This window comes from Mycobacterium conspicuum, from assembly GCF_010730195.1.
Taxonomy (GTDB): domain Bacteria; phylum Actinomycetota; class Actinomycetes; order Mycobacteriales; family Mycobacteriaceae; genus Mycobacterium; species Mycobacterium conspicuum.
The window spans coordinates 3,409,880-3,429,352 of record NZ_AP022613.1 but is presented as its reverse complement, the minus strand read 5'-3'; the positions used below and the strand labels follow the sequence as shown (position 1 = coordinate 3,429,352).

Sequence of the window (19,473 nt, the reverse complement as noted above, 5' to 3'; positions counted from 1 at the left end):
TACCACACCGTGGTGTACCGAGGTGGAATCGAACTAGATGTCTTAACTATCCTGTCATGCGACTTCGGCGGCACTCATCCAGGTCGAAGCGGTTACCGGGAGGGTCGGATGCCGGCAATACAACAGACACCCCAGTTCGTCGACAGCGCGGACGGTGTTCGCATCGCCGTCTACGAAGAAGGCAACCCCGACGGTCCGCCCATCGTGCTGGCGCACGGCTTCCCGGATTCCCACGTGTTGTGGGACGGCGTCGTTCCGCTGCTGGCCGAGCGGTTCCGGATCATCCGCTACGACAACCGCGGTGTGGGGCTGTCCTCGACGCCCAAGCCGGTATCGGCGTACGCCATGTCCCGCTTCGCCGACGACTTCGCCGCCGTCACCACCGAGCTGAGCCCCGGGCAGCCGGTGCACGTGCTGGCCCACGACTGGGGTTCGGTGGGCGTCTGGGAGTACCTCACCCGGCCCGGTGCCAGCGAGCGGGTGGCGTCGTTCACCTCGGTGTCCGGACCGAGCCAGGACATCCTGGTCGACTACATCTTCCGCGGTCTGCGTCGACCGTGGCGCCCGCGACGCTTCGCGCGGTCGGTCAGCCAGATCCTTCGGTTCAGCTACATGGCGCTGCTGTCGATTCCGGTGCTCGCGCCGCTGGTCCTTCGGTTGACGCTGTCGCGCCCGGCGCTGCGGCGCGCCGCGGCCGACAACCTCCCCGTCGATCAGATCCATCACTCCGACGACCTGGCCAAGGACGCCGCCCGCTCGGTGAAGACCTATCCGGCGAACTACTTTCGGGCGCTCAGCTCTCGCCCCCGCAAGCACGTCTTCGACGTGCCGGTACAGCTGATCGTCAACACCCAGGACAAGTTCGTGCGCCCCTACGGCTACGACGAGGCCGCGCGGTGGGTGCCGCGGCTGTGGCGCCGCGACATCAGGGCCGGTCACTTCTCGCCGATGTCGCACCCGCAGGTGATGGCGGCGGCCGTGCACGAGTTCGCCGACCTGACCGACGGCAAACCGCCGAGCCGCGCGCTGTTGCGCGCGCAGGTGGGTCGCCCGCGCGAGGCCTTCGGCGACACCCTGGTGTCGGTCACCGGCGCCGGCAGCGGGATCGGCCGGGAGACCGCGTACGCCTTCGCGCGCGAGGGCGCCGAGGTAGTGGTCAGCGACATCGACGAGGCCGCCGTCAAGGAGACCGCGGCGCAGATCACCGCGCGCGGCGGAATCGCGTACCCCTACGTGCTCGACGTGTCCGACGCCGACGCGGTCGAGGCATTCGCCGAGCGGGTCAGCGCCGAGCACGGCGTGCCCGACATCGTCGTCAACAACGCCGGTATCGGGCAGGCGGGGCGGTTCCTGGACACCCCGCGCGAGCGGTTCGACCGGGTGCTGGAGGTCAATCTCGGGGGCGTGGTCAACGGTTGTCGGGCGTTCGGGCGGCGGCTGGTCGAGCGCGGCACCGGCGGGCACATCGTCAACGTCTCGTCGATGGCCGCGTACGCCCCGCTGCAGTCGCTCAATGCGTATTGCACTTCGAAGGCCGCGACGTTCATGTTCTCCGACTGCCTGCGGGCCGAACTGGATGCGGCTGGCGTTGGGCTGACCACGATCTGCCCCGGCGTCATCGACACCAACATCGTTCACACCACCCGCTTCGACGCGCCGCAGGGCAAGGGCGTCGGTGCCGTCTCGGAGCGGCGGGGGCAGCTCGAGAAGATGTTCGCGTTGCGCCGCTACGGGCCGGACAAGGTTGCCAGCGCGATCCTGTCTTCGGTGCAGAAGAACAAGCCGATCCGGCCGGTGGCGCCGGAAGCCTATGCGTTGTACGGCGTTTCGCGCGTGCTGCCGCAGGCGTTGCGCAGCACCGCGCGCGGGCGGGTCATTTAGCGAAAAGCTGATTTCGGGATCCAATTGATTGGTCGTGACGTCCAATAAATTGGACGTAACAAAAAGTACGTCGTATTACCAAATCCACCCTTTTGCGCATCGTCAGCCTCGCGGCTTCCCCGAGGAGCGCCTCAGATCGGCTCGGGGCCTGGTGAATTCGTGTGGGGCACTCACGCGGAACAAAGCTGACCGAGCCGTATTTGGCACGAGCCTAATTTCGAGAATCCGATCCATTTGAATGCACTGTGGAACGAAGTTCACAGCTTCGTCGGTGAATTTACGTTGGCCATCGAAACTCGGCGGAATCGGATATGGTGCGTTCGTGTACCCAAACGATACTCGCAAGGACCTTGCTGCGGTCCTCTCCTACTTGGCGGGCCGACCCCTTGGCAGAGAAGAGATTTGGACCGCGATGGAGTTGCCCCGGTCCACGTTCTACGACCAGCTGGACAAGGGCACGTTGATCACCGCCGACAACTTATGCACCGCGGCACGCAACCTGGGTATCAACCGTGCCGAGCTGTTGACGCGGTACCGGTTCATCGATCCCGAAGAGATCGCCGCGCTGGCCGAAGAGATCCGAGGGCATTCGCATCGGACCTACCCGCCGCACGTGGCGCCGACATCGCCCGAGATGGCGCTGCGGACCGCCCGGAAACGACCGAGGCTCGCCGAGCTGCGCCCACGCCCCGACGCGCCTCCGCTTTAGCCTTCTTTTAGTACGTAGAGGTATCGCTGTGGCTCTGACCGCGCTCATCCTGATCACGCTGGCATCCATTTCGTGGAGCCTGTGGATACGACGCGTCACTTGGCATTGCCGATGGGAAGTGGCCGCCACACTCAACATCGCGCTGCAGGGATGCGCCGTAGCGCTGATGTCCCCGCTGGCTTCCGACAGCATCGGGGTCACCCTGCACCGCCTCACCGGCGAGTGGAACCTGCAGAACTACCTCGCCCACGACTGCTATATCGTCGCGGCCTCGGCGATCGTCTACAACGCGCTCGGCCGCCTCGGCGACGACACCACCATTCAGGCGTCGTTCAAACAGTATGTCGAGCGGCCGGCGACGCTGTGTATTCCGTTGCTGCTGGCCACTTTCTCCCTCAGCCGCGGCAGCCAGACCTATGCGCGCGATTTCTTCGAACTGCACACCGACTTCTGGCTGACCGTGTACTGGTTGCTGCTCTGCGTAACCCTGACGTATCTGCTGCTGTTTGGCGCACGCGCGCTGCTGATCCTGCGAAAGGATCCGCGGTCGAGGCGCATCGCCAGTGTGTACCTGTTCGCGACGGCCTCGGGGATCATGACGTGCGTGGTGCGTTCCGTCACCGCGCTGGTTCCGCCGTTCCAGGGGCCGATCGGTACGGCGCTGGTGTGGCTGTTCGCGTGCCTGTGTGGCGTCGTGTTCGCGGTGACGTCCGCGCACGCGTGGCGGCAGAAGGTTCGCTGGTTCCTGCGGCCCGCGTTGCGCCGCTAGCGTCAGGATCCAGCCAGGCCACCGGTCGTGGCGCCGCGGCGCCTGCCCTGCAGCTCCGGCAGCGCGGCGCCGACGACGACGACCAGTCCGATGACGGCCACCGGTATCGACCACGAGCGCCGGGTCGACAACGAAGACTGGCATTCCGAGACGTAGTCGGTGTGCGGCACCAACTGGCCGACGATCGGGATGTTCGCCCCGGTCTTGTCGTTTGCGCTGCGGGCGCTCTGCAGGTTGGACGCGAGCCCATTGCCGCATCCGATGGACCCGTTATTGCCATCGGGAACCGACACCGGGACCAGGAGTCCGATGACTCCGGCCAGCAGAAGCACCGCCCCGGCCACCATGATCAACCGTCGCACATTCACTGCTCGCGCCTTTCACGAAGGAGTTGGTCGGGCATGGGTTAGCCAATGTGTGCCGCGGCTAAACACGTGTTTGCTATACCCGCCGCGGTTCACCGCTGCCGGTCGGGGTATGCGAAGGGTTCGGTAGGCGACGGAAGACGAAGGGAAGCCCGATGACCGCGACTCGAAAGTTGGCGACGACCAGAGACGTGAACGCACCCAGACAACACGTTTGGGACGTGATGGCCAACGGATGGACCTATTCTCAGTGGGTGGTGGGCAACAGCCGCACCCGCGCCGTCGACTCGCAGTGGCCCGCGCCCGGTGCCGCCATCCGGCACTCGATCGGCATCTGGCCGATGGTGATCAACGACCAGACGACGGTCGAAAGTTGCACCCCCAAGGAAGAACTGGTGCTTCGCGCCGGCCTGGGCTGGCTTGGCGCCGCTCGGATAACGCTGCGGCTCAGTGATATTCCGCAGGGATGCCACGTCGAGATGATCGAGGTGCCGGTCGAAGGCCCGATGCGGCTGATTCCGGATCGATTGACGCTGACTGCCATTTATCCTCGGAACCGCGAGTGCTTGTTCCGGCTGGCGGCCATGGCCGAACGCTTCGAGCCCAGTCAAGTTGGTTAGAGATGGCTGCACGATGACAGAAGCCGTGGACGCCGTTGTCATCGGAGCGGGACACCACGGGTTGGTCGCGGCGGCGATGCTGGCCGATGCGGGTTGGGACGTGGTGGTCCTGGAGGCCCAGCCGGAACCCGGTGGCGCCGTGCGCAGCGCGGAATTGACGCCCGGCTACATCACCGACCTGTTCAGCTCGTACTACCCGATGACGGTGGCCTCGCCGGCGATCGCCGCACTGCACCTCGAGGACCACGGGCTGCGGTGGTCACGCGCACCGGCGGTGGTGGGTCATCCGCGCGATGCGGCGGACGACGATCCGCCCATTCTCTACCCCGACCCAGCCCGCACCGCAAGGGAATTGGCGCGTCGAGTTCCCGCCGACGGCGAGAACTGGTGGCGGGTAGTGCGGTTGTGGGACAAAATCAAGGCCCCATTGCTGGACGCAATGTTGGCGCCGTTTCCGCCGGTGCGTCCGATGATCCGACTCTTGCTGAAACTTGGTACGGCGGAATCACTTCGGTTGGCCCGGTTACTGGTGCAACCCGCCAACACGATGGTGGACCAGCTCTTCGATGGCGAGGCACCGCGAACGTTGTTGCTGGGCAACGCAATGCACGCCGATGTTCCGTTGGATGCGCCGGGCAGCGGTGTGATGGGCCTGCTGATGACGATGCTCGCGCAAGATGGTGGCTGGCCGGTCCCCGTCGGGGGTTCGGGTCGGCTGACGGCGGCATTGGTGAGCCGCGCCTGCGCGAGCGGCGCGCGAATCGAGTGCGGGCACACCGTTTCCCGCGTGCAGGTGCGCGGGGGACGGGCGGTCGGGGTGACAACCGACGCGGGGCGAACCATTCGGGCGCGGCGGGCCGTCGTGGCCGATGTGACCGCACCGCGGCTGTTTTGCGAGATGCTGCCGCCAAATGTGGTTCCCCCTGGGCTGCGTCGCGACCTCGAGCATTACATCTGGGATCCGCCGGTGGTGAAGGTCAACTACGCGCTCGACGGTCCCATCCCGTGGCGGTCGGCAGGCCTGCGCGACGTGGGCACCGTTCATCTGGGGGCCCACGGGGACGGGCTGGTCCGCTGGATGGCGGACCTGAACACCCGCGTGGTGCCCGAGCAGCCGTTCATGCTGCTCGGTCAGACCACGGTGGCTGACCCGAGCAGATCACCGGCGGGCACCGAAAGCGTCTGGGCATACACGCATTTGCCGCGCAATGTGGCCGACGACGCGTCGGCCGAGCGGCTCGCCACCTCGATGGATCGGGTCATCGAAGAACACGCTCCGGGCTTCGGTTCGCGAGTGATCCATCGGTGTGTGCAGCGCCCGTCGGACCTGGAGGCCAGTGATGCCAATTTGCGGCTCGGTGCGCTCAATGGTGGCACCGCTCAATTGCCACAGATGCTGATCTTCCGTCCCGCCTCCGGTATGGGGCGCGCCGAAACCCCGGTCGAGCGGCTGTATTTGGGCAGTGCCTCGGCTACCCCCGGAGGTTCTGTGCACGGTGCATGCGGACGCAACGCCGCCAACGCCGCACTGGCCGCCGACGGGCTGACCGGCTGGCCGCGTCGCAGGATGAACCGAGCGCTGACGTCGTTGCTGATTTCGTAGGCGGTCAGCCGTTCTCGGCGATGTCTTCCAACACGGCGAACATGGTGCGTGTCGGCACCCCGGTGGCCCCCTTGGGCGTGTAGCCCCACGGGCCGGAGGTGTTGTACGCCGGGCCGGCCACGTCGATGTGCGCCCACTGCACGCCGTCGGCGACGAACTCGCGCAGGAATACCCCGGCCACCAGCATGCCGGCGAAGCGCTGACCGCTGATGTTGGACAGGTCGGCCACCTGGGACTTGAGGTCGTCCTTGAGGTCGTCGGGCAGCGGCATGGGCCAACCGTTTTCGCCCACCTGTTGCGAGATCTCGGCGACCCGGTCGCGGAACTCGTCGCTGCCCATCACGCCGGGGATGCGGGCGCCCAGGGCCACGGTCTGGGCGCCGGTCAGCGTGGACGTCTCGATCAGGTAGTCCGGATTGTCCTCGCAGGCCCGGGCGATGGCGTCGGCCAGGATGAGCCGGCCCTCGGCGTCGGTGTTCTGCACCTCGACCGTGATTCCGCCGTACTGCGTCAGCACGTCGCCGGGCCGCTGCGCCGTGGCCGACGGCATGTTCTCGGCCATCGGCACGGTGGCGATCACGTCGATCGGCAGCTTCAGCCGCGCGGCCAAGACCACGGTGGCGATGACCGCGGCCGCCCCGCCCATGTCCGAGGTCATGTAGTGCATCGACGCCGCCGGCTTGATCGAGATGCCGCCGGTGTCGAAGGTGACGCCCTTGCCGACCAGGGCCACCGTCTTAGCCCTCTTGGGCCCCTTTCGGTTCTTGGCGAGCCGCGATCCGCGATGGATGAGTCGGACCAGCCGAGGCGGGCGCGACGAGCCCTGGCCGACACCGATCACCCCGCCGAAACCGGCTTTTTTCAGCGCCTTCTCGTCGAGCACCTCCACCTCGAGGCCCACGGATTCACCCAAAGCCTTTGCGCGATTTGCCAGTTCGGCGGGATACAGGTGGCTCGGGGGCGTGTTGACCAGGTCGCGGGCGGTGGCCACCGCGGTCGCGACGGCGACACCGTGGGCGCTCCGCTGCTTGGCGTCCTTGCCGCTCGCCAACACCGTAATCGTTTGCAGCCCAGCTTCTTTCGGTGCCGTCTTACCGCTGCGGAAGGCATCGAAGCGGTAGCCGCCCAGGATCAGCCCTTCGACCGCGGCCGAGCAGACGTCGTCGTCGAGATCCCCGGGCAGCGCGGCCAGCGTCGTGATCGCCGTCTCGGCGTTGCCCAGCGACCGGGCGGCCACGCCGGCCGCGCGACGGATCGTGTCCGCCGGCCACGCCGGCCGCGGTTTGCCGAGGCCGACGGTCAACACGCTGTCCACCGGCAGCGACGGCAGCACGAGCCGGTGTACCTGTTCGCTGCCGCCGGTGGCGCCCAGCGCCTTCAGGCCGGCCTCGATTTCGGCGACCGCACCCGGGGTCAGGAACGGCGCCGCGCCGGCGACCGCTGGCTCGGGGCGCTTGGCCGCGTCGTCGTCGCCGGTCGAGACGACCGGCACGATCAATACCGAGGAACCCGCGGCGCGCTTGGGCAGCGAGGTGGCGACGTTGACAGTGGGAACCTGGTAGCCCGATTCGGTGGTCACGGGCATTGACCCTAGTCAACGTGCAAATCAAAGGCGGCCACCGGGGCGTCAAAGCCCTTGAGCGTCAACGGGCCCTGGGCCGCCGCCGGCCAGTCGGGCAGCTCGTCGTGCAGCTCCGAGGTGGCCAGAATCTGTCCGGGTGCCGCCGCCGCCACCAGGCGGGCGGCCAGGTTGACCGGGGTGCCGAAATAGTCCCCGTTGATGGCCAGGACGGAGCCGTACGCCAGGCCGGCGCGCACCTGCAGCCCTTCCTCGCGCGCCTTCGGGTGGTCGACGAGATCGGCCGCGGCCCGCACCAGCCGCTCGGGTGATGCGCTGACCCACATCACCTCGTCGCCGATGAACTTGACCACCCGGCCGCCGTGGGCATGCACCACGTCGGAGACGGTGCCGGCGAACTGGTTGAGCAGTTCGGACAGCTCCGCGGGCGCCAGCGCCTGAGTCAGCGCCGTGAAGCTGGACAGATCGGCGAAACCGACGCCGCAGACCGCGGCCGAGGACGTGTCGCGCAGCACACCCTCGAAGTGGGTCCGGGCACTGATGATGTGGTGGCGGTGCACGGTGTCGATCAGCGCCGAGAGCCGGGGGATGAACTCGGCGATGGTGCGGTAGGCCTGGGCGGTGGCGAACTCGTTGTGGGTGTGGTCCATCTGGATGTCCGGCATCCCGACGCGGATCATGGTCGACTCGGCCTCGGCGAGGCGGGCCATCGACGCGCCCAGGACGCGCAGCAGACCGTGGGCGCCGTCCTCGCCGACCGCCACCTTGAGCGCCAGCCAGGTCGCCAGGGCGTCGACGTCCGCCTGGCTCAACACCGGAATATCGGGACCGGCGACGGTCAAGCCGAGCAGCGCCCACGCCCGGGACACCTCGTCGGCCGATATCCCGAGTTCGTCGGCGGCGGTCTGGATGGTGTAGATCGGGGGCCCCGACCACAGCACCACGTCACCGGCCAGCCCGAACAGCCGGCCACGTCGTTCGGCTTCGGCCATCTCGTCGATCGCGAAGCCAAGGTCGTCCAGGTACTTGATCAGGTCGGCGCGCCCGCGCGGATCGGCAATCCCGGCTGCCTGCAGCGCGTCGAAGTCCAAAGGATCGGGCACCTGCCCAAGTCTGCCAGTAGCGCCGCGGATTAGGGTGGGACGCCGTGCGCGCCAGCGACGACGCTGCAGCGATGCGATGAGGAGGAGTGGCGCAAATTGACTGAGCTACTGGACGGGCCGCTAAAGGAGCGCCATCGCGAATTGGGTGCCAGCTTCGCCGAGTTCAGCGGCTGGTTGATGCCGGTGTCCTACGCCGGGACCGTCAGCGAGCACAACGCCACCCGCAACACCGTCGGCCTGTTCGACGTGAGCCACCTCGGCAAGGCGTTGGTGCGCGGGCCGGGGGCCGCGCGGTTCGTCAACTCGGCGCTGACCAACGACCTGCGCCGCATCGGGCCGGGGAAGGCCCAATACACGCTGTGCTGCACCGAATCCGGCGGAGTCATCGACGACCTGATCGCCTATTACGTCGACGACGACGAGATCTTCTTGGTGCCCAACGCCGCCAACACCGCCGCGGTCGTCGACGCGCTGAAAGCCGTCGCGCCCGCGGATCTGGAGATCACCAATCTGCACCGCTCCTACGCGGTGCTGGCGGTGCAAGGGCCGCGGTCGACCGACGTGTTGAGCGCGCTGGGGCTGCCGATCGACATGGACTACATGGGTTACGCCGACGCATCGTATTCCGGTGTGCCGGTGCGGGTTTGCCGCACCGGGTACACCGGCGAGCACGGCTACGAACTGCTGCCGCCGTGGGACTCCGCGGCCGTGGTGTTCGACGCGTTGGTGGCCGCGGTCGCCGACGCCGGCGGCGAGCCGGCGGGCCTGGGCGCCCGTGACACCCTGCGCACCGAGATGGGCTACCCGCTGCACGGGCACGAACTCTCGCTCGACATCTCGCCGCTGCAGGCCCGCTGCGGCTGGGCGATCGGCTGGAAGAAGGACGCGTTCTTCGGCCGCGACGCGCTGCTGGCCGAAAAGGAGGCCGGGCCGCGGCGGGTGCTGCGGGGACTGCGCATGGTCGGCAGGGGGGTGCTGCGTCCCGGGCTGACGGTGCTCACGGGTGAAACGCCGGTCGGCGTCACCACGTCGGGCACCTTCTCCCCGACGTTGCAGGCCGGCATCGGGTTGGCACTGATCGACACCGCCGCCGGCGTCGAGGACGGCCAGCGCCTCACCGTCGACGTGCGCGGCCGCGCCGTGGAGTGCGAAGTCGTGCGTCCGCCCTTTGTCGACGTCAAGACGCGATGACGCAATCGCATGAAATTAATCCATTCGCGCGCGGGGATAGAATCGGCGCCATGACCAGCGGCTCACTCGAGTTCACGGTTACCCGCGCGCCAAATCCGGCGACGGACGCCGAACGCGCAGCGATACTTGCCGATCCGGGCTTCGGCAGATACCACACCGACCACATGGTGTCCATCGACTACGACGGGACCGTTCCCGGCCAGGGTTGGCACGACGCGCAGGTGATCCCTTACGGCCCAATACAGCTGGACCCGTCGGCGATCGTGTTGCACTACGCGCAAGAGGTGTTCGAAGGGCTCAAGGCCTACCGCTGGGCCGACGGCTCGATCGTGTCGTTTCGCGCCGAGGCGAACGCGGCCCGGCTGCGTTCGTCGGCGCGGCGCCTCGCCATCCCGGAACTGCCCGACGAGGTTTTCATCGAATCGCTGTGTCAGCTCGTCGCCGTCGACAACGCCTGGGTGCCCGCCGCCGGCGGGGAAGACGCCCTATACCTGCGGCCGTTCATTTTCGCCACCGAGCCGGGGCTGGGGGTGCGCCCGTCCAAGCAGTACCGGTACCTGCTGATCGCCTCGCCGGCCGGCGCGTACTTCAAGGGCGGCATCAACCCCGTCAACGTCTGGGTGTCCACGGAATACGTGCGGGCCTGCCCGGGCGGCACCGGCGCGGCCAAGTTCGGCGGCAACTACGCGGCGTCGCTGCTGGCTCAGGCCCAGGCCGCCGAGAACGGTTGCGATCAGGTGGTGTGGCTGGACGCCGTCGAGCGGCGCTACGTCGAAGAGATGGGCGGGATGAACCTGTTCTTCGTGCTCGGCAGCGGCGGATCGGCGCGCCTGGTGACCCCGGAGCTGTCCGGCTCACTGCTGCCCGGCATCACGCGAGACTCGTTGCTGCAGTTGGCCATTGACGGCGGGTATGCCGTCGAGGAACGCAAGATCGACATCGACGAATGGCAGAAGAAGGCCGCCGCCGGCGAGATCACCGAGGTGTTCGCCTGCGGCACCGCCGCCGTCATCACCCCGGTTGCGTGCGTCAAGTACGGCGACGCCGAATTCACCATCGCCGACGGCCAACCCGGTGAGGTGACGATGGCGCTGCGCGACACGTTGACCGGGATTCAGCGCGGCACCTTCGCCGACACGCACGGCTGGATGGGCCGGCTCGGCTAGGGAAGGCCCGCCTAGAACCCCGCCAGCACCAGGGCGCCGACCGTCGTCGTCAGCTCGATGGCGGCGCCCAGCACGTCGCCGGTGATGCCGCCGAACCGGCGCACGCAGTGCGCCATCAGGACCGCGGCGCAGCCCAGCGCCACCAGCACCGCGACCGGCCCCTGCCACGGCCGCGGGCCGGCCACCAGGGCAACCCCGAACAGCACCGCCAGCCAGCCCGCCACCACCGGCCAGGGCTGGGTGCCGGCGACTCGCACGCCCAGCGCGCTGCCGTCGGCGGCCGGCACGGACCGGCGGCACGCCAGCACGGCGGCCACCCGGCCTGCGACGACGGTGATGACGATCCCCGACACCTGAAGCCGCGAGAAGGCCAGCCCCTGCAGCACGACCGTCAGCACCACCGCCGCCACCCCGAACGGCCCGCTGGACCCGTCGCGCATCACCGCCAGCGCCCGCTGCGGCGGCCCGTAGCAGCCCAGCCCGTCGGCGGTGTCGGCGACGCCGTCGATGTGCAGGCCGCGGGTGACGAGCAGCAGGGCCGTCACGGCGAGCAGTCCGTTCAGCGGGTTCCCCGCCCCGAACGCGTGCGCCCCGGCCCACGCGACGGCCGCCGCCAGCGCGCCCAGCGCGGCGCCGACCACCGGCAGCGCGGTCATGGCGCCACGGCCCATGGCGGCGCCCCCGGGCACGGGAACGACCGTCGCGAACGCGAAAGCCGTTGCCAGCGAACGCATCACGACGAGGCTGGCCGGTCGGATACCCCGGCCTCGGTGAAGGTGGCCATCGAGGACAACGCGGCCACCGCGGCGCGCAGCAGCGGCAGCGCCACCGCGGCGCCGGTGCCCTCGCCCAGCGCCATGCGCAGATCGACAATCGGGTCCAGGCCCAGCTCCGCCAGGGCCAGCGCGTGACCGGGCTCGGTGGATTTGTGCCCGGCCTGCCACCACTGCCGCGCGCCGGGCGCCAGCCGTTCGGCGACTAGCGCGGCCGCCGTCACCGCCATGCCGTCGAGGATCAGCGGGGTGCGCCGCACCGCGGCCTGCGCGCAGAAGCCCGCCATCGCGGCCAGATCCGCGCCGCCGCCGCAGCGCAGCACGCCGACCGGGTCGGGCAACACCAGCCGGGTCCGGTACAGGGCGTCGCGCACGGCGGCGGTCTTGCGGGCCCAGCCCGCGTCGTCGATCCCGGTGCCGAAGCCGACCACCGCGACCGGCTCGGCGTTCGTCATCGCCGCCACCAAAACCGCTGCGGGCGTGGTGTTTCCGATCCCGATGTCGCCGGCGATGAGCAGGTCGGCGCCACCGTCGACCTCCTCGTCGGCGATCTGCCGCCCGGCCGCGATCGCGGCGGTGGTCTCGTCGTCGGTCAACGCGTCCGCCACGGCGATGTCGCCGCTGCCGCGCCGCACCTTGTGCGCGGCGATCCGCGGCGACAACGGCTCGGCATCCACCGCCAGATCCGCGATGCGCACCGTCGCGCCGGCGACGCCGGCCAGCGCGTTGATCGCCGCCCCGCCGGCGTCGATGTTGGCGACCATCTGGGCCGTGACTTCCGGCGGGTACGCCGACACCCCGGCGCGCGCGACGCCGTGGTCCCCGGCGAACACCACCACCCGGGCGCGCTCGAACTGGCGCGGTGGGCACTGTCCCTGGCACGACGACACCCAGACCGAGAGATCCTCGAGGCGGCCCAGCGCGCCGCGCGGCTTGGTCAGGGTGTTCTGGCGGGCGCGCGCGGCGGCGGCGGCTTCCGCATTGGGCGGCGGGACGGGCGCGAACTCCATCAGAGTCCCGACGGTTTGATCGGGACCGCCTGCCCGGCCACCACCAGCACCACGCGGTCGCACACCGCCGCGAGCTTCTGGTTGAGGGCGCCCAGTTCGTCGGCGAACCGGCGGCCGGAGGCGGTGGACGGCACCACGGTCAACCCGACCTCGGGGCTGACCACCACCAGCGCCGAGGCGAACGCGGCGACGGCGGCGAGCGTGTCTTCGATCTCACACCGGACGGCGGCCGGCACCGCTGCGCCGTCCCAGCCGTGGTGGCGGTCGAGCAGGCCGGTCAGCCAGACGCCGAGGTCGTCGACGAGCGTCGGCGTATCCGGCGAGGCTCGCAATTGTGTTGCAATTTCACAGGTTTCGACGGTGGACCAGTGCGCGGGCCGGCGATCGCGGTGCTCGGCGATCCGGCGTGCCCACGCGGCGTCGTCGGTCCCGGCCACACCCGGGGCCAGGTATCGCACCGGCTGATCGGGATCCAGCGACGCGGTGATGGCGTCCTCGGCCCATCGCGACTTACCCGACCGGATCCCGCCGAGCACCAGGGTGCGCACGAAAGTCAGACTTTGGCGCCGCGCTGGACCTGGGGCCGCGGCGCACGCATGCGGCGCATTTGCGAAGCCCGGCCCGCGGCGTACATGCCTAGCTTCCAATGGCTTTCGGTGTTGCTCGGAAACTTCGCGTCGACCAGCTTGTTGACCTTGCGGCCCAACAGAAACGCGTCGACACCCATCACGACCATCAGACCCAGCATCACCGGCGACATGTACAGCTGCAGCTGGGGCACACCCATCGAGACGAACAGCAAAAACAGCGCCGACGGCATGAACAGGCCGAGCAGATTGCGGCGGGCGTCGACCACATCGCGGATGTAGCGGCGGATCGGGCCCTGATCGCGCGGCAGCAGGTAACCCTCTTCGCCGGCCATCATCCGATTGCGCCGATCGGTCATCCGCGCACGGTTGGCAACCCGTTGGTCCCGGCGCTCTTCGCGGCTGAGCTTCGGACCGGCGAGCGTCTTGCGGCGGGCGCGGGCCTCCGAGGCGGTCCGGGGGGCGGGTGCAATCGGGCCTTTTTTCGCGCCGCGGCGGGCCGCGTCGTCGCGCTTGGGCGTGGGCCGGCCCTTGGGGCTGGTCTTGCGGGAACCGCGCGTCGGCGCCGAATCGGTCGGCGCCTCCTGGAGCGTCACCGGTGCCCCGGCGTCTTCGTCATGACCCTTCTTGCGGCCCAACAGCTTCACAGACGCCAGGTTACTTTGCGGATAACCCGGCTCGGAATGGTGTGTGAAAGGTCCTCAGAAGGCGCCCCGACCGTGCATGCTCCAGTGAGCCCCCCGGCCCTACGCTTACGTTTGATGAATGGCTGCCTGTGAACGACGACGGCTCTAAGGTCTCGGATGAGGCCGACAAAGGCCTTGGAGGCCTCGCGCCGGGCCGTCTCCAACTGCCGTCGATGCTGGTGCTGGTCGCCCCGGACAGCTTCGGCGACAGCCTGTCGGCCACCGAGGCGGCCGCCGCGATAGCGACGGGCTGGACGCGGTCACGTCCGGGCGATCGGTTCATGATCGCCCCCCAGTCCGACGGCGGCCCGGGCTTCATCGAGGTGCTGGCCGCCCAGCTGGGCGAGACGCGCCGCCTGCGGGTGTCCGGCCCGCTGGGCACTCCGGTGGAGGCCGCGTGGGTGTTCGATGGCGGGTCGAAAACCGCCTACCTGGAGTGCGCCCAGGCGTGCGGCCTGGCCCTGCTCGAGGGGCCGCCCACGCCGGAAACCGCGCTGGCGGCCAGCAGCAGGGGAGTCGGGCAGCTCATCGCCGAGGCGCTGCGGGCCGGCGCGCGCCGGATCGTGGTCGGCCTGGGAGGCAGTGCGTGCACCGACGGCGGCCGGGGAATGGTCGACGAGCTCGGCGGCCTGGAGGCCGCCCGCGAACAGCTGGCCAGAGTCGAGCTGATCGCCGCCTCCGACGTCGAATATCCGCTACTGGGCCCCTGGGGTGCGGCCCGGGTTTTCGCACCGCAGAAGGGCGCCGACACGCCGGCCGTCGCCGCACTCGAGGTCCGCCTCGAGGCGTGGGCGCTCGAACTCGAAGACGCGGCCGGACGCGACGTCAGCGGCGAGCCGGGCGCGGGCGCCGCCGGCGGTATCGGCGCCGCGCTGTTCGCGCTGGGCGGCCGCTGCGAATCCGGTGCGGCGATCATCGCCGAACGCACCCACCTGGCCGAGAACCTTGCCGTCGCGGAGCTGATCGTCACCGGTGAGGGCCAATTCGACGAGCAGTCGCTGCACGGCAAGGTGGTCGGTTCGCTGGCCGACGCGGCGCGTCCGCTGGGGATCCCGGTGGTGGTCCTGGCCGGGCAGGTTTCCCTGGACAAGTCCGCGTCGCGATTGGCGGGCATCATGGCCGCCCTGTCGATCGCGGAATACGCCGGTTCGGTGCGGTTGGCGCAGGCCGACGCGGCCAATCAGCTGATGGGTCTGGCGTCGGTTGTGGCCGAGCGACTCGGGAATAGCGGCGCTGCAGGGTACCGTTAGGGGAGTGGACTTTTCCCGGGCTGCCGGGTACACCGAGTGACGCATGTAGGAGTTGAGCAATGACGGTGCAAAACGAGTCGAGCGCCAAGACGCATGGCGTGATCTTGACCGACGCCGCCGCCACCAAGGCGAAGTCCCTGCTGGACCAGGAGGGACGCGACGACCTGGCGCTGCGGATCGCGGTTCAGCCGGGCGGGTGTGCCGGGTTGCGCTACAACCTCTTCTTCGACGACCGCACGCTGGACGGGGACCTGACCGCGGACTTTGGCGGGGTGACCCTGACGGTGGACCGGATGAGCGCGCCGTACGTCGAAGGCGCGTCGATCGACTTCGTGGACACCATCGAGAAGCAGGGTTTCACCATCGACAACCCCAACGCCACCGGTTCGTGCGCCTGCGGCGACTCGTTTAACTGACCGAATTCGCGGTCCGCAGCACATACGAGCACACCAAGATCTGGTTGCGCTGCAGCAACAGCTGCGCGATGCCCTGCACCTGCCCGCGCATCGGGCCGCCGGCGACCGGTGACACCTTCATCGTGAACAGCGCCTGAGCCTGGTCCTGCGACAGGTACACGATCTTGTCGATCGCGGTCACCTGGACCTCGGAGAACTGCTTGCGAAACGCGTCGCTGCTCAGTTTGGCCAGGGCCTGATCGGAGCGCCGGTCGCGGACGCCATCGTAGAGGCCGCAAAGGGCGTTGCGCTCGATGGTGTCGACGTCGTGGTGCGCGAGCGCATCCAGGTATTGCTGAATCGACGTCTTGACCGGGCCCTCGGAGAACGTGCCGGTGGTGTTGGCCCCGTTGGTGCGCACCCCGTACACGATGGCCACGGTTGTCGCGGCCATCAGCGCGACGGCCACCAGAACGCCGATGATCAGCCGCCTGCGCCGCGGCCTGGGGTGCGCGACGTAGTTGCCCGGATACTCCAACGGGGCGGGCTGAGGCGGCGGTCCGCCGCCGCCGACAGTAGGATTCGGCGGGTGCGGACCGGCCATCCGTGGGTTCTCCTACGTTGGTGTACGGGGCAAAGTCTGCGGTGCTGCCCACCCCAGTGATTCTGTTGGCAGGCTAGCGCACCGGGCGGCCGCGCATCGGGGGCAGCCGCCGCGACCCGATTTCCGTGGGTAAGCTAGGCGGGCTAACGAAGGAAGGGTGAAAATTTCGTGACAATCGCGGTGACCGGTTCGATTGCGACGGACAATCTGATGCGCTTTCCCGGCCGATTCTCCGAGCACCTGTTGGCCGATCACCTGCAGAAGGTGTCGCTCAGCTTCTTGGTCGACGACCTGGTGATTCACCGCGGCGGTGTGGCGGGCAACATCGCGTTCGCCATCGGTGTGCTGGGCGGCGACGTGGCGCTGGTCGGTGCGGCCGGCGACGACTTCGGCGAGTACCGCGAATGGTTGCAGAGCCACGGCGTCAACTGCGACGGCGTGCTGATCTCCGAGACCGCGCACACCGCGCGCTTCGTCTGCACCACCGACCTGGACATGGCCCAGATCGCGTCGTTCTATCCCGGCGCCATGTCGGAGGCCCGCAACATCAAGCTCGCCGACGTGGTGAACTCGGTCGGCAAGCCGGAGCTGGTCATCATCGGCGCCAACGACCCCGACGCCATGGTGGTGCACACCGACGAGTGCCGCGAGCTCGGGCTGGCGTTCGCCGCCGACCCGTCCCAGCAGCTGCCCCGGTTGTCCGGCGACGAGATCAACAAGCTGATCGACGGTGCGACGTACCTGTTCACCAACGACTACGAGTGGGAGCTGTTGCTGTCCAAGACCGGCTGGTCGGAGGCGGACGTGCTGGGCAAGGTCGACCTGCGGGTGACGACGCTGGGCGCCAAGGGCGTGGACATCGTGGAGCGCGACGGCACCACCACCCACGTCGACGTGGTGCCCGAGAACAGCCAGACCGACCCCACCGGCGTCGGCGACGCGTTTCGGGCCGGGTTTTTGACCGGGCGCAGCGCCGGGCTGAGCCTGGAGCGGTCGGCGCAGCTGGGTTCGCTGGTCGCGGTGCTGGTGCTGGAGTCGACCGGTACGCAGGAGTGGACGTGGGACCACGAGGTCGCCAAGACCCGCCTGGCCGGTGCCTACGGCGACGACGCCGCCGCCGAGATCGCCGCGGTGCTCGCCTAATTCGCCAGACCTACAGCTCGACCGGGTAGACCGGCTCGCTGATCCGCGGCACCACGGAGCGCTCGACGAAGATCGCGTGCCAGAGCATGAAGATCAGCACCGTCCACAGCCGGCGGCTGTGATCGGCGTCGCCGGTGCGGTGCTCGTCGAGCATCCGCCGCACCGCGGCCTTGTCGATCAGCCGATCCGCCTGTGACGCGTCGACCGTCGCGTACGCCCACTCCAGCAGTTCGCCGGCCCGCAGCCAATGCCGGATCGGGACCGGGAACCCGAGCTTGGGCCGGTGCAACACGTGCGGCGGGACGATGGGCTCCAGCGCCCGGCGCAGCGCGTACTTGGTGGTGGTTCGGGTGATCTTGGCGTCCACCGGAAGCCGCGACGCCACCGCGAACACCTCGGGGTCCAAAAACGGCACCCGCAGCTCCAGCGAGTTGGCCATCGTCATCTTGTCGGCCTTGACCAGGATGTCGCCGCGCAGCCAGGTGAACAGGTCGATGTGTTGCATGCGGGCCACCGGGTCCCAGGCGGCCGACTCGGTGTACAGCGGCGCCGTGACGTCGGTGTGGGTCCAATCCTCGCGGAAGGCCACCAGCACGTCGCGCAGCTGCGCGTCGGAGAAGCTGCGGGCATTGCCGTAGTAGCGCTCCTCGAGGGTCAGCGACCCGCGGTGCAGCAGGCTCTTGCCGCGCATGCCGTCGGGCAGCGGTTTGGAGAACCTGCCCATCGAGCGCCGCAGCGGCCGCGGCAGGTAGTCGAAGGGCCTCAGCGACAACGGCTCCCGGTAGATCGTGTAGCCGCCGAACAGCTCGTCGGCGCCCTCGCCGGAGAGCACCACCTTGACGTGCTTGCGCGCCTCGCGCGCGACGAAGAACAGCGGCACCAGCGCCGGGTCGGCGACCGGCTCGTCGAGGTACCAGACGATTTCGGGCAGCGCGGCGACGAACTCGTCGGCGCTGACCACCTTGGCGATGTGGCGGGCGCCGATCGCCTTGGCCGAGGCCACCGCCACGTCGATCTCGGAGAATCCCTCCCGCTCGAAGCCCGTGGTGAACGTGATCAGCCGTGGGTTGTGCCGGATGGCCAGCGCCGCGATCGCCGTCGAGTCGATGCCCCCGGACAGAAACGCCCCGACGGTGACGTCGGCGCGCATGTGCTTGGCCACCGAGTCCTCGAGAACGGCGGTGATCTCGTCGTAGCGGGCCCGTTCGGTGTCGGGGGTGATCGGCACCGCGGCGAACCGCGGCACGAAGTACCGGGTGATCTCCGGCCCAGCGCCGGGGCGGATGCGGGCGTAGCAGCCCGATTCCAGCCGGCGCACCCCGCGGTGCAGCGTCTCGGGCTCGGGCACGTATTGCAGCACGGTGTAGTGCTGCACCGCGCGCTCGTCGAGGCCGGTGTCGAACCCGATCAGGTCGGCCAGATCCAGCAGGCATTTCTTCTCGCTGGCCACCGCGGTGCCGCCGGCACCGGTCGCCATGAACAGCGGCTTGATGCCGAAAGGGTCACGGGCGCAGAACAATTCGCGGGTTGCCGTGTCCCACAGCGCGAACGCGAACATGCCGCGCAGGCGCTTCAGCACGTCGGTGCCCCAGTAGTGGTAGCCGGCGACGATGGCCTCGCCGTCGCCGTCGGTGGCGAACACGGCGCCGTGCCGGGTGCGCAATTCCTCGCGCAGTTCGAGGTAGTTGTAGATCTCGCCGTTGAACACCAGCACGTAGCGGTCGGGGGCTTGGCGCGGTCCCCACCGCAGCGGCTGGTGCGAATGCGCGATGTCGATGATGGAGAGCCGGTTGAACGCGAATACCACCTCGCCGTCCTTGCGGGGGTCGAACCAGGTGTCCGGCTCGTCCGGGCCGCGGTGGCGCATCAAGTGCGACGCGTCGGCGATGGCGCGATCGGCTCGCTCGGCCCCCCCGGTAGTGCCGGCCGGGTCAGCCACGAACGCCAGCAGTCCACACACGGCGCCCCAGTATGCCAGCACCGGGGCGTTAGTTTGGGCACGCATCGTCGCCCGGGTGAGCGTCGTGGTCTACGCTGCG

The 19,473-nt window shown here is 69.0% G+C and carries 19 protein-coding genes; 10 read left to right on the top strand and 9 right to left on the bottom strand.

Annotated elements, in window-relative coordinates; all coding sequences use genetic code 11:
- Nucleotides 1-108: 108 nt before the first annotated feature.
- The 3 genes from G6N66_RS15815 (at nt 109) to G6N66_RS15805 (ending at nt 3,359) form a co-directional block, all read left to right on the top strand.
- A complete protein-coding gene (locus tag G6N66_RS15815) occupies nt 109-1,881 on the top strand; it encodes an SDR family oxidoreductase (RefSeq protein WP_085232988.1) in 1,773 nt (590 codons plus the stop codon).
- Nucleotides 1,882-2,203: 322 nt separating this feature from the next.
- Nucleotides 2,204-2,590, top strand: a complete 387-nt coding sequence (locus G6N66_RS15810; RefSeq protein WP_139825208.1) for a hypothetical protein — start codon at nt 2,204-2,206, stop codon at nt 2,588-2,590.
- A gap of 28 nt (nt 2,591-2,618) precedes the next feature.
- Nucleotides 2,619-3,359: a hypothetical protein gene (locus G6N66_RS15805; RefSeq protein ID WP_085232986.1), complete on the top strand. Its 741-nt coding sequence runs from the start codon at nt 2,619-2,621 to the stop codon at nt 3,357-3,359.
- A gap of 2 nt (nt 3,360-3,361) precedes the next feature.
- On the opposite strand, the gene G6N66_RS15800 is transcribed toward G6N66_RS15805, so the two are convergent.
- Nucleotides 3,362-3,727 (bottom strand): aminopeptidase, encoded by a 366-nt coding sequence (locus G6N66_RS15800; protein WP_085232985.1) that lies wholly within the window; start codon nt 3,725-3,727, stop codon nt 3,362-3,364.
- A gap of 152 nt (nt 3,728-3,879) precedes the next feature.
- Between G6N66_RS15800 and G6N66_RS15795 the strand changes: the two genes are divergently transcribed.
- Both G6N66_RS15795 and G6N66_RS15790 read left to right on the top strand, forming a co-directional pair.
- Nucleotides 3,880-4,344, top strand: coding sequence for an SRPBCC family protein (locus G6N66_RS15795; RefSeq protein WP_085232984.1), 465 nt, complete (start codon nt 3,880-3,882; stop codon nt 4,342-4,344).
- Between the two features lie 13 nt (nt 4,345-4,357).
- On the top strand, nt 4,358-5,947 hold the full coding sequence (locus G6N66_RS15790) for a phytoene desaturase family protein (RefSeq protein ID WP_085232983.1): 1,590 nt from the start codon (nt 4,358-4,360) through the stop codon (nt 5,945-5,947).
- A 4-nt stretch (nt 5,948-5,951) separates the two neighbouring features.
- Here G6N66_RS15790 and G6N66_RS15785 read toward each other — a convergent pair whose 3' ends face one another.
- Nucleotides 5,952-7,526, bottom strand: coding sequence for a leucyl aminopeptidase (locus G6N66_RS15785; protein WP_139825207.1), 1,575 nt, complete (start codon nt 7,524-7,526; stop codon nt 5,952-5,954).
- Between the two features lie 11 nt (nt 7,527-7,537).
- On the bottom strand, nt 7,538-8,629 hold the full coding sequence (locus G6N66_RS15780) for an adenylate/guanylate cyclase domain-containing protein (RefSeq protein WP_085232981.1): 1,092 nt from the start codon (nt 8,627-8,629) through the stop codon (nt 7,538-7,540).
- Nucleotides 8,630-8,725: 96 nt separating this feature from the next.
- On the opposite strand from G6N66_RS15780, the gene gcvT reads away from it, so the two are divergent.
- A complete protein-coding gene (gene gcvT / locus G6N66_RS15775) occupies nt 8,726-9,820 on the top strand; it encodes a glycine cleavage system aminomethyltransferase GcvT (protein ID WP_085232980.1) in 1,095 nt (364 codons plus the stop codon).
- Nucleotides 9,821-9,870: 50 nt separating this feature from the next.
- On the top strand, nt 9,871-10,986 hold the full coding sequence (locus G6N66_RS15770) for a branched-chain amino acid aminotransferase (RefSeq protein WP_085232979.1): 1,116 nt from the start codon (nt 9,871-9,873) through the stop codon (nt 10,984-10,986).
- Between the two features lie 11 nt (nt 10,987-10,997).
- On the opposite strand, the gene G6N66_RS15765 is transcribed toward G6N66_RS15770, so the two are convergent.
- The 4 genes from G6N66_RS15765 to G6N66_RS15750 are packed head-to-tail and all read right to left on the bottom strand — an operon-like array spanning nt 10,998 to nt 14,003.
- The gene (locus tag G6N66_RS15765; RefSeq protein ID WP_085232978.1) at nt 10,998-11,723 is read right to left on the bottom strand and encodes an adenosylcobinamide-GDP ribazoletransferase; all 726 of its coding nucleotides are present in this window, start codon (nt 11,721-11,723) and stop codon (nt 10,998-11,000) included.
- Complete coding sequence (gene cobT, locus G6N66_RS15760; RefSeq protein WP_163645958.1) at nt 11,720-12,772, bottom strand: nicotinate-nucleotide--dimethylbenzimidazole phosphoribosyltransferase; 1,053 nt, start codon at nt 12,770-12,772, stop codon at nt 11,720-11,722. The genes G6N66_RS15765 and cobT overlap by 4 nt, the downstream gene beginning before the upstream one ends.
- Nucleotides 12,769-13,317, bottom strand: a complete 549-nt coding sequence (locus G6N66_RS15755) for a bifunctional adenosylcobinamide kinase/adenosylcobinamide-phosphate guanylyltransferase (RefSeq protein WP_085232976.1) — start codon at nt 13,315-13,317, stop codon at nt 12,769-12,771. Before G6N66_RS15755 ends, cobT begins: the two co-directional genes overlap by 4 nt.
- Before the next feature lie 5 nt (nt 13,318-13,322).
- Nucleotides 13,323-14,003: a DUF3043 domain-containing protein gene (locus tag G6N66_RS15750; RefSeq protein WP_085232975.1), complete on the bottom strand. Its 681-nt coding sequence runs from the start codon at nt 14,001-14,003 to the stop codon at nt 13,323-13,325.
- A gap of 212 nt (nt 14,004-14,215) precedes the next feature.
- On the opposite strand from G6N66_RS15750, the gene G6N66_RS15745 reads away from it, so the two are divergent.
- The gene (locus tag G6N66_RS15745) at nt 14,216-15,292 is read left to right on the top strand and encodes a glycerate kinase family protein (protein WP_085233047.1); all 1,077 of its coding nucleotides are present in this window, start codon (nt 14,216-14,218) and stop codon (nt 15,290-15,292) included.
- 59 nt (nt 15,293-15,351) lie between these two features.
- A complete protein-coding gene (locus G6N66_RS15740; protein WP_085232974.1) occupies nt 15,352-15,708 on the top strand; it encodes a HesB/IscA family protein in 357 nt (118 codons plus the stop codon).
- Here the strand turns inward: G6N66_RS15740 and G6N66_RS15735 are convergent.
- Complete coding sequence (locus G6N66_RS15735; RefSeq protein ID WP_085232973.1) at nt 15,701-16,291, bottom strand: Rv0361 family membrane protein; 591 nt, start codon at nt 16,289-16,291, stop codon at nt 15,701-15,703. The genes G6N66_RS15740 and G6N66_RS15735 overlap by 8 nt on opposite strands.
- Before the next feature lie 168 nt (nt 16,292-16,459).
- On the opposite strand from G6N66_RS15735, the gene G6N66_RS15730 reads away from it, so the two are divergent.
- Nucleotides 16,460-17,434, top strand: a complete 975-nt coding sequence (locus G6N66_RS15730; protein ID WP_085232972.1) for a carbohydrate kinase family protein — start codon at nt 16,460-16,462, stop codon at nt 17,432-17,434.
- A 10-nt stretch (nt 17,435-17,444) separates the two neighbouring features.
- Here G6N66_RS15730 and asnB read toward each other — a convergent pair whose 3' ends face one another.
- Nucleotides 17,445-19,394 (bottom strand): asparagine synthase (glutamine-hydrolyzing), encoded by a 1,950-nt coding sequence (gene asnB / locus G6N66_RS15725; RefSeq protein WP_085233046.1) that lies wholly within the window; start codon nt 19,392-19,394, stop codon nt 17,445-17,447.
- Between the last annotated feature and the right edge of the window lie 79 nt (nt 19,395-19,473).